This window comes from Rhodopirellula maiorica SM1, from assembly GCF_000346295.1.
Lineage (GTDB): Bacteria > Planctomycetota > Planctomycetia > Pirellulales > Pirellulaceae > Novipirellula > Novipirellula maiorica.
Genome location: NZ_ANOG01001016.1, coordinates 1 through 10,020, shown reverse-complemented (window position 1 = coordinate 10,020; position 10,020 = coordinate 1). Strand labels below are relative to the sequence as shown.

General features: G+C 55.1%; 10 protein-coding genes. 7 read left to right on the top strand and 3 right to left on the bottom strand.

All coding sequences use genetic code 11. From position 1 onward, the window contains the following. Both RMSM_RS32875 and cheB read left to right on the top strand, forming a co-directional pair. Positions 1 to 202, top strand: a 202-nt coding sequence (locus tag RMSM_RS32875) for a response regulator (protein ID WP_008707928.1), incomplete at its 5' end; no start/stop codon positions are given. Between the two features lie 10 nt (positions 203 to 212). Continuing rightward, entirely contained in the window at positions 213 to 1,253 is a 1,041-nt protein-coding gene (cheB, locus tag RMSM_RS32870; RefSeq protein ID WP_008707926.1) for a chemotaxis-specific protein-glutamate methyltransferase CheB, read from the top strand. An 87-nt stretch (positions 1,254 to 1,340) separates the two neighbouring features. Here the strand turns inward: cheB and RMSM_RS32865 are convergent, their stop codons facing one another. Further along, positions 1,341 to 2,768, bottom strand: coding sequence for a trypsin-like peptidase domain-containing protein (locus tag RMSM_RS32865; RefSeq protein ID WP_236622400.1), 1,428 nt, complete (start codon positions 2,766 to 2,768; stop codon positions 1,341 to 1,343). Between the two features lie 406 nt (positions 2,769 to 3,174). Between RMSM_RS32865 and metG the strand changes: the two genes are divergently transcribed. From metG to RMSM_RS32840, 5 genes are all read left to right on the top strand, one after another. After that, positions 3,175 to 5,214, top strand: a complete 2,040-nt coding sequence (gene metG, locus RMSM_RS32860) for a methionine--tRNA ligase (RefSeq protein WP_040770762.1) — start codon at positions 3,175 to 3,177, stop codon at positions 5,212 to 5,214. Positions 5,215 to 5,219: 5 nt separating this feature from the next. After that, a complete protein-coding gene (locus tag RMSM_RS32855; RefSeq protein WP_008707911.1) occupies positions 5,220 to 6,074 on the top strand; it encodes an alpha/beta hydrolase in 855 nt (284 codons plus the stop codon). Between the two features lie 36 nt (positions 6,075 to 6,110). Then, entirely contained in the window at positions 6,111 to 6,629 is a 519-nt protein-coding gene (locus RMSM_RS32850) for a GNAT family N-acetyltransferase (protein WP_008707910.1), read from the top strand. After that, positions 6,629 to 7,603, top strand: coding sequence for an EF-P lysine aminoacylase EpmA (gene epmA / locus RMSM_RS32845; RefSeq protein ID WP_008707908.1), 975 nt, complete (start codon positions 6,629 to 6,631; stop codon positions 7,601 to 7,603). The genes RMSM_RS32850 and epmA overlap by 1 nt, the downstream gene beginning before the upstream one ends. A 100-nt stretch (positions 7,604 to 7,703) precedes the next feature. Beyond that, a complete protein-coding gene (locus RMSM_RS32840; RefSeq protein ID WP_008707905.1) occupies positions 7,704 to 8,183 on the top strand; it encodes a hemerythrin domain-containing protein in 480 nt (159 codons plus the stop codon). Between the two features lie 4 nt (positions 8,184 to 8,187). On the opposite strand, the gene RMSM_RS32835 is transcribed toward RMSM_RS32840, so the two are convergent. Together RMSM_RS32835 and RMSM_RS32830 are read right to left on the bottom strand one after the other, a co-directional pair. Then, positions 8,188 to 9,261 (bottom strand): hypothetical protein, encoded by a 1,074-nt coding sequence (locus RMSM_RS32835; RefSeq protein WP_008707903.1) that lies wholly within the window; start codon positions 9,259 to 9,261, stop codon positions 8,188 to 8,190. A gap of 199 nt (positions 9,262 to 9,460) precedes the next feature. Beyond that, positions 9,461 to 10,020: 3-methyl-2-oxobutanoate hydroxymethyltransferase (locus RMSM_RS32830; protein ID WP_040770759.1), on the bottom strand; the 560-nt coding region annotated here is incomplete at its 5' end.

Genomic DNA, 10,020 nt, shown 5'->3' with positions numbered 1-10,020 from the left:
CATGCCGCAAGTGGACGGTTTCGAATTGACCGTAAAACTGCGGAACAACACATCCACCGCCGAGATCCCCATCATTTTAGTTACTGCACGTGGTTCCGATGACGACAAAGAACGCGGTGTTCAAGTCGGTGCAAATGGATACATCGTGAAAGGCAGCTTTGACCAAGCGAACCTTCTCGACACGATAGCCCAATTGGTTTAAGGAGATAAACATGCACACCGTCTTGATTGTCGACGATTCTGCGACGGCGCGCGAAGTGTTGCGGGCGATCCTATGTGAGGAAGCGGGATTTCGTGTGATTGGTTTTGCCAAAGATGGACACGAAGCGGTCGAGAAAGCCAAAGAATTGCATCCCGATGTGATCACGATGGACATCAACATGCCTGGGATGAATGGCCTGGATGCGACACGCGAGATCATGATCGAGGCCCCCACGCCCATCGTCATTGTCTCGGCCAGCACACGCGTCCGAGAGATCGAAGCATCAATGGAAGCACTCGGGGCGGGGGCGTTGGCGATCCTATTGAAACCACCAGGACCGCACTCGCCCAAATACGCTGCGTTGGCGAAAGAGATCGTCAAAACGGTCAAAGCGATGGCGGGCGTGCTAGTGATACGACGACGAAGACGGCTGAAAACCAACGGTGAAACAAATGTCGTTCGCGAGCTACCGGATCCTCCCAAACGAGGCAAAATCCAATTGGTCTCGATTCTGTCATCGACCGGCGGACCGCCGGCGCTGGCGAAAGTGCTGGGCGAGTTGCCAGCCAATTTTCCGGCTCCGATTCTGTTGGTGCAACACATGGTCCCCAGCTTTGTCGCGGGGTTTGCCAGCTGGCTCGATAGCGTGATCCCCCTGCCCGTTCGCCTCGCCTGTGATCACGAACGAATCGAGCAAAGTTGTGTGTACGTTGCCGCAGCAGGCAGCCATCTCGGCGTCACCCGGGGCTCGCGAATCTGCTTGTCCGATGATCCTCCGATCGATGGTTTTCAACCGGCGGGAACTCATCTGTTTGCCAGCGTTGCCGAACAGTTTGGCAATGCGAGTGCGGGGGTGATCATGACCGGAATGGGGCGAGACGGCGTGGACGGACTGCAACGCATTTACGACGCAGGAGGCACTACGATTGCCCAGGACGAAGCGACCAGCGTTGTCTTTGGCATGGCAAAAGTTGCGATCGAACAAAAGATTATCGGTTCGGTCCTGCCGCTGGATCAAATCGGCAAACAGCTGCAACGACTAGTTCATTAGCGTCAAAACAGATCGTTACAATCGCTCCGTCGGCGGCCAAAATCGGCAGTCAAAATCGACGCCGAAATCAATAGGTAGCGGGCGACATTAGCGTGACTGTTGCTGGACCATTCGCAGAAAGTCCTGTGTCGGCTCGCTGACCGTCATCACTTGAGGTGAGCTCTGCGGGCTGTTGCGATCGCGAATGATCACGATCACTTCTTGATTGCTTGTTTGCGCGACGTTTGCAGGAGCAAAGTCCGCAGGGGCGGCGATGGCCGACGGCTGCAGTGCCGATTGAGGAAGCCCCATTGGCGAGGTCGTATTTTGGTTCAGACTGGCCATTCGCTCAGGAGCCGCCGCGGCCGCTGTTTTCTTATACAAACTGGTCAAGTTCACGCGGTCCAATTGCCAGTGTACGGCACCAGGACCGGCATAGATCCCAACGTCTTCTTTGTAATCCGCTGCGTTACAGACTCCGATCAAACGACCTGCATCGTCGAACAATCCGCCGCCGCTTCGTCCGTCGATCGGTGCACCTTCGATTTCGAGATTCGAGGCGTTGATGTGTTGGTTGTATTTGTTGACGCCCGTGACGCGGGTGTCACGTCGACTGGGGTCGTCGCCACGATCACAGCCATAGCTAAACGCGGGCTGACCAGTGCGAACTTGATCCATCGACGAAATCACCTCAACAGGATCGATCGCAAAGCCGGGACGAATCACGACAAGCGCGATGTCACGATCATCCGCATCGTAGTCGAGCAGCTGTCCGAGCACGGTGTGCACTTGGCCAGCGACGAATAAATCAACTTCGATTTTTCCCTCGCCCTTGGTTTCGCGAAAGAGATGGCCGCAGGTCAAAACGAGACTTTCTTCGCCTTGGGAATCAATGATCGTTCCGGTGCCGGCCCCGTAGCCTTTTCCGTCATGAACTCGCAGACGAACGGTCGCCGCCCGAGCTCGTTCGACCGCATCCGCTTTGCTCAAGCTTGGCATTGGCTCGATCGATCGAGTGGCATCGCGGTTGGTGGCCGTGGTCAATGTTTGCCCCTGGACGTCTCGGTTCGGGGCGGCTTGGTTCGGGGCGGCTTGGTTTTGAGATTGGCCGACAGGCAATCGGCCGATGGGAGCCAAGCGAGTTTGGGGAGCTGGAAACGGGTCGCCCGTGCGGGTCATCGATCCGGTTTGCACCAACGGACCGCCGGGGTTGACCGCCAATGCATTTTGCAAATCCGCAAGCGACTGAGCGCCGACCAAACGCGTGACTTCTTTTCCACCGGAAACCACGACAAAGGTGGGCGTTTGACGGATTCCGTAGCGGCGGGTCAGATCAGGTTCGGCTTGAACATCGACGTGCCGCACGGGAACGCCGGATTGTTCCAATTTGGCCAACACGGGCTGCATCGCTCGACAGGGAGGACACTGCGAAGAAGAAAAGTCGATCAAAATGGCGCCTGCGGCTTGAGCCGTGACACCTTGAAAGCAATTTGTTGCCGCTACAAATGCCATCGCGATCGCGAACATTATCTTCATCACGCTCGTCCCTCCATGGACGGTAGTGTTCATTTCGGATGAGCCATCCAAGGCCTACCGAAGCGGAGACGACCGCATCAATTTTCCAACGTCCCTGCTGGATTTGGGTCATCTGAGGATCGCAATCCTGCATGAATTCACCCCGGCGAGGCAAGATCAATGCCGGCGATCTGGGTGGAACTTTAGTTTTTTTTGAGTTTCCCAACCATTTTTCTTCGATTTGTTCATTCCGCTGAAGCGGCAAAAACGTGTACAGATCGTCGCCCCGCGTCGTCGAAAACGAGATTCAAAGCTACAATCCGGCCAAGACGCTCGCGGCATCCCCCCGTTTGATACTTTGCCGACAAAAATCGATTGTCCGATTCTTGGCAGTTTCCCCCTTCACAACGTTCCAAAATCAATCTCGATGACTCGCCGAATCCTTGTCACCAGCGCCCTGCCCTACGCCAACGGTCCGATCCACATCGGGCATTTGGTCGAATACATCCAAACCGATATCTGGGTGCGATTCCAAAAATTGCGTGGCAACCGCTGCATCTACGTCTGTGCCGACGACACTCACGGCACCGCCATCATGATTCGCGCCCGCAAGGAAGGTCGCAGCGAAGAAGAATTGATCGCCGCTATGAGCGAATCGCATCAACGCGATTTCAGCGGATTTGGCATCGAGTTTGACCACTACGGCAGCACCCACAGCGACGCCAACCGCGAATTGTGTGGCGAATTTTGGAAATCGCTGCGAGCGAACGACTTGATCGCCGAACGCGAAATCGAGCAGCTTTTCGATCCCGAAGCCCAAACCTTTCTGGCCGACCGCTTCGTCCGCGGCACCTGTCCCAAATGTGGCAAGAAAGACCAACCGGGCGACAATTGCGTATGCGGACATACGTACAGTCCAGCGGACTTGATCGACCCCAAGAGCACACTCAGCGGCGCGACCCCCGAGATTCGCAAAGCCACCCACTTATTTGTCCAGCTCGACAAGCTGCACGAATTTTTGGCGACATGGATCGACAGCAGTGATGCGTTGCAAAGCGAAACAGCCAACTATCTGAAAGGCCATTTCCTGGCCAACGAACTTCGCGACTGGGACATCAGCCGCCCTGGACCGTATTTCGGATTTGAGATCCCCGACTCGCCTGGCAATTACTGGTACGTCTGGTTCGATGCTCCGATTGGCTACATCGCCAGCACGAAACAGTGGTGTGATGCCCATGGCGAAAAGCTCGAAGATTGGTGGAAATCGGACGATTGCGAGATCCATCACTTCATCGGCAAAGACATCACCTATTTCCATACGCTGTTCTGGCCTGGAATGCTAAAAACAGCGGGCTACAGTCTGCCGACCAAAGTTCGCATTCACGGATTTCTGACCGTGACAGGCGAGAAAATGAGCAAATCGACTGGCACGCTGGTGTCGGCCGAAACGTATCTGAAACACACCCAACCAGCGTACCTGCGTTACTTTTACGCCACAAAATTGACCGCTCGGGTGGAAGACATCGATCTTGGGCTCGATGAATTCACCGACAAAATCAACAGCGATTTGGTCGGCAAAGTCGTCAACTTGGCCAGCCGTGTTGGCAAGTTCGCGAGCTCGACGGGGCTTTCAGCGACCTACCCCGACGACGGGGGTTTGTTCCAAGCCGCTGCCGATGCGGGCGACGAAATCGCCGCCGCGTACGAATCGTGCGACTACTCTCGGGCGATGCGGCGAATCATGGAACTTGCCGATGCTGCCAACCCATTTGTCGAGCACGCCAAACCGTGGGAGATGAAAAAGGATGCGGATCGCCAGGACGAGCTACGCGACGTTTGTACGGTCGCACTGAACCTGTTCCGACAATTAACAATTTATTTGACGCCGGTATTGCCAGAATTGGCTCAGCAGTGCGGTGATCTGCTAGGCGACCCCATTACATCGTGGGACCAAAGTAAAACCCCACTTACTGGAACCGCTGTTGCCAAGTTCCAACGAATGATGGACCGAGTTCAACCCGAGGATTTAAAGAAGATGATCGACGAAAGCAAAGAATTGGCAGCCGAAGAAACAAAGCAAGACAATTTGCCCACGTTCAACGACAGCGACCAACCGCTCAAAGACGAACCGTTGGCCGATGAGATCACGATCGATGATTTCGCCAAGGTCGACTTGCGAGTCGCGCGTGTGGTCAATGCCGAGCAAGTGCCGGAAGCCAACAAGCTGTTGAAATTGACGCTCAGCCTCGGTGGTGACGAGCGACGCCAAGTTTTCGCCGGTATCAAAGCCGCTTACGAACCCGAAGCCCTGATCGGCCGTTTGGTCGTGATGGTCGCCAATCTTCAACCACGCAAAATGCGTTTTGGATTGAGCGAAGGGATGGTGACCGCAGCGGGCCCCGGCGGCGCCGAGGTATTTGTGCTCGGTATCGATGAAGGCGCTCAACCCGGTCAACGTGTCCATTAAACGAAATGCTGCAACGGCCTATCAATCATTTCCGTAGCTTCCTGCTCGACAAACTGGTGCTCCGGCCCACCCGCGACCGGGTGGACCATGGCATGCAGCATCGATTGCAGCTGCCGTCGCGTTTTGGGCCGCTCGAGACATTTGGCTATGCCAATTATCGCGATCCCGGTTTTGGAAATGCGGAAAGCGATACGGGGGATCCGCCCGATTTATTGCTGTTGAAATTCCCTGGAACGGCAGGACGCGCCGAGCGTTCCTCGCCGTTTCCTACGGAGATGATGCGGGATGTCCGTACGCACGCTTGGACCTGGAACCCACCGGGATATGGCAACAGTGCCGGCCGTCCGACACTCCGCCGCATTGCCGAAGCGGCGATCGATTTTTTCGAAGCATCGATCGATCGCTACCAACAACGATACACGACGGTGCCAACGATTTGGTTGTGTGGCAACAGCCTCGGTTGTGCCACCGCGCTGCACGTCGCTGCGATCGCGCAACAAAGCTCGTCTCGGATTTCAGGGCTGCTATTGCGAAATCCGCCCCCGGTGGATTTGGTAGTCAAACACATTGCTAGACGTTATCCGTTCGGGCGGTTGATCCATCCGGTGGCCGACCAATTGGCGCCCGCCATGAATGCGATCTATACCGCCGCAAGCGTCAACGTGCCGGCAATCTTTCTGCAATGCCAAAACGATTCGCTCGTTCCCCCCACACTACAACAACGCATTCGCGATGCCTTCGCCGGACCTCAAATGCTTGTCAAACTTGACGGGCTCGACCACGATGGCGTGATGGATGAACAACATTTGCCTGCGGTCCGTGATGCGTTATGTTGGCTTCGCGAACAATCGCAGCTCTGATGATTCTGTTGAGCTATTCTTTGATTAACCAGTGCAATGCCACCATCCGACTTCAGCATTCGTATTCGCCATGCAACCGAGAACGACGCGTCACGCGTCGCTGAAATCTACAATCACTATGTCGATGTCGGCGGTGCCACGTTTGACACGGTTCATCTGTCGTCCGAAATGGTAGGCCAGCGGATCAAGCAACCCAGACCGGATGGTTGGTACGTCGCCGCATCGGCTGACTACGTACTCGGATGGGCATCGGCGCGTCGTTACAGCGACCGCTTCGGCTATCGATTCTGTTGCGAGACCGCAATCTACATCGCCCCGGATGGCCAAGGCCGCCAAATCGGCAACCAATTGCAACAGAAAATCGATCAGCACTGTATCGATTGCAATTTGCATCATGCGGTTGCTCGAATCATTGCCGACAACCAACGCAGCCTTGCATTTCATTATCGTCATGGCTACGAGATGGTCGGCATCCAGAAAGAGATCGGCCGCATGAACGACCAATGGGTCGACGTGGCGATCCTGCAAAAGATCTTTCGCCCCGATGGCAATTGATGTCTCACCATTCACGCTGCAATATTGACCACATCCGTGCTCGCGCTCGGCTGCTTCGGCAAGTCCGAGCGTTTTTTGACGAGCGGAATTTCTTCGAAGTGCAGCCCCCTTGCTTGTCGCGTGATTGCATCGTCGATCCGTACATCAACCCGTTGACGATTGCGACCCAACAACTTGCTCTTGCTGAACCGGATCTTCCCGAATGCTTCTACCTGCAAACATCACCCGAGTTGGCGATGAAACGGATGCTCGCCGCCGGAGCGCCGTCGATCTATAGCATCGGACCGGTGTTTCGGGCTGGCGAACGTGGTCCGCTGCATAACATCGAATTTACGATGTTAGAATGGTATGACGTCGGAGCCGACATTAGCTCGGGAATCAACACCACCGGAACGTTAGCGTGCGAGGTGTTCGAGACCGCTCGCTTTGACGTGACCACCTATCGTGACGCGTTTTCAGAAGCCCTGAAAATGGATCCGATCACGGCACCGTTGACGCGGTTACAATCCGAAACCGCGGACATTGATGTTTTGCTTGCTAAAGATATCGCCAAGGACCGCGATGCGATGCTGGACGTGTTGTTTACTCATCATGTTCAACCCAAACTTGGCGGCGAAGTACCGGTGATCGTCCGCAACTACCCCCTCACCCAAGCGGCATTGGCACGTCAAGCGGCGGACGACGAACAATGTGCCGCTCGCTTTGAAATGTTTTTCAAAGGCGTTGAGCTTGCCAATGGCTATGATGAATTACTCGACGCCGACGAATTGATCGAGCGGACCCGAGCCAACAATCAGCGACGAATCGCTTGCGGAGAATCAGCGCTTCCGGTGGACAACACACTACTAGACGCTATGCGGCGGGGACTCCCCGCCAGCACGGGAGTGGCACTCGGTTTTGATCGGCTGTTGATGTTGCACTTAAAGTCAACCTCGATCGACAAAGTTGTACCGCTGACGATTGAAATCGCGTAAAATTAGCTTTGTTCGCCTATCCACCGGATCACGCTCCCCTGCTTGATCCACCCCGTGTTAGAATGAGATTCTCTTTAAAACACAAACGCGAGTAGTCGACATGACCGATAATGCAACCTCGACTCGGCGATTAGCCGTTAACGCAGCGTTCTTAAAAGACATCAAGGACGACAACCATCACTTGAAAGTGTTGGTCGATAAGATTGGGCCAATGGTGTCACATCCGAAAATTGCGACCAACCATTGGCTCGAACTCATCGAGTTGTTTTCTGAATTCCGAGATCAGCTGGCGCTACACTTTTCACTCGAAGAGGCGTTTGGCTATTTTGACGAAGCGATTGACACCTCGCCGGAACTGAGCACGAATGCGGAAACGCTACGTTCTCAGCACACCACGCTGTTCGAGGCGATTCGTCACTTGAGTGAATCCGCTAGCGAGGTGGCCGCCGATCAAGAAGAAAAGATCGCCCGATTGCTGGTTCGCTACGACACTTTCTTGCGTTCGTTTGCCCAGCACGAGGAAGCCGAGCTAAAACTGATCCTCGAAGCCTTTGACGACGACCTCGGTGTTGGCGATTGATCGCTTACCAAACCATGCTGAATCCAAAATTCAGACCATTCCAGTTCAAATCGTGATACGCCGGTGTCTGGGTCGAGGCATCGAAAAACGATTGGCTCGAGGATTGCTCGAGCGCTCCGACCGCGTCCTCGAGCCAAAGCCCTTGGTAGGCCAATTGCAGTGACGCCCAACTGCACAACCACATCGCCCCACCAATTTCGACATCGACCAACGATGTATCTTTTTCGCCTTCATACGTGAAGGACGTGTTCAAAGCCACGGCGGAACCTTGGACCTCGTTGTTCAGCGCCGCATATTTGCCTCGGGCGTAAATTCGCGATCGGCCGTTCGTCCACAACGTGGCTTCGCCGCCGATTTGAAATCCAAACGCCTCGTTCGACGCAGTGGAAAAGAATCCCAATCTCGTCGACGTTGCTAGTGACGCAGTATCGATCACGTCAAACGTCTCGTCCAAGCGAATCCAACGTAGCCCGGCAGACAACCGAATCCGCTGTATCGGCCGGTAACCGATCATCCATTCGGCCGAATCGAGATCCGAGTCCAAAAACATTGTGTAACTTGGGTCTGGGCTTACCGGCGAACCACCATAGAACAACGGATTCAAATTAGTCGTGGTGTAGTTGCTGGCGTCAAATTGCGTTTCGGCCACCATGTCATCGACCGATAAAAACACAAAGTCAAAATCGACCCCAGGGGCATAGCGTGTCAGATTGAAAAGCGTCACCGAGATTCGAGTGCCAAGTTTGATCTCGGGATCGATCGCATCACTTGTTTCCACCAACTCGCTGGAATCGGTGTACAGCAGTGGAAACGCATCGGGCCCCGATCGTTTCAACGCCAAACCACCGACGTCAACACCAAATAGCGGCTCGTATCGATGAGGTCCTGGCAGATCAAGCTTGTCGAAATTGTTTAGCGGACGGTCAGCAGCGGGTGCATCGAATTCCAGCATGCCTTCGCCCCCAATGGCAAGCGATGGCAGCAGCGAACCGGCCACGGCAATCATCGTCAACACGCGTCGAAACAGCGTCATTGACGACGTGGCCACATCGAGCCGGTTGCCAGTAATTCCATCCATGGTTACAAGCCTTGCAGCGATGACGCCCCCATCTTAGGAGCGTCTGGGGTTTGAGCAGTCAGCTGGAGAAACGATATCAAAACCGACTTCGGCAATTTCTCTGCCAAGGCTTAACCGATTCGCAATCGGGGGGGCGGTTGGATTAAGCGTTTCTGGCATCCTCTCGCTGCAATCGCTACATCCGCGTCAACCCGACGAATTAAAAAGATTCACTCGCCCCCGGGAACGACCGGTCGTCGACAGCGTCGCGATAGGTCGTCGCGGCGTCGCGAATCAGCGACGATGCATCGGCAATCTTCCGCACAAATTTCGGCGTGTACCCCTGAGTCAAACCGATCAAATCGTTGGTAACAAGCACTTGCCCCGTCGTATGTGGCCCCGCACCGATACCGATGGTCGGCACCGCAACCGCATCGGTGATTGCTTTTCCGGCATCCACCGTGACACATTCGACCAACACGGCGAACGCCCCCGCTTTTTCAGCTGCCAGTGCATCCGTCACTAGCGAATCGATCTCGCGGTGCACCCGGTAACCACCGTCGACGTGGATATTCTGAGGTCGCAGCCCGACATGCGCCATGACGGGGATTCCGGCAGTCACCAAAGTCTCGATTCGCTCGGCCTGCTCGGCGCCTCCTTCGAGTTTAACGGCGTGACACTTCGTTTCCTTCAACACCCGCGCCGCACAATCGACGCTGCGAGAAATTTCTCGCTGGCCCTCGGGGAATGGCAGATCGACGACGACCAACGCTCGCTTTG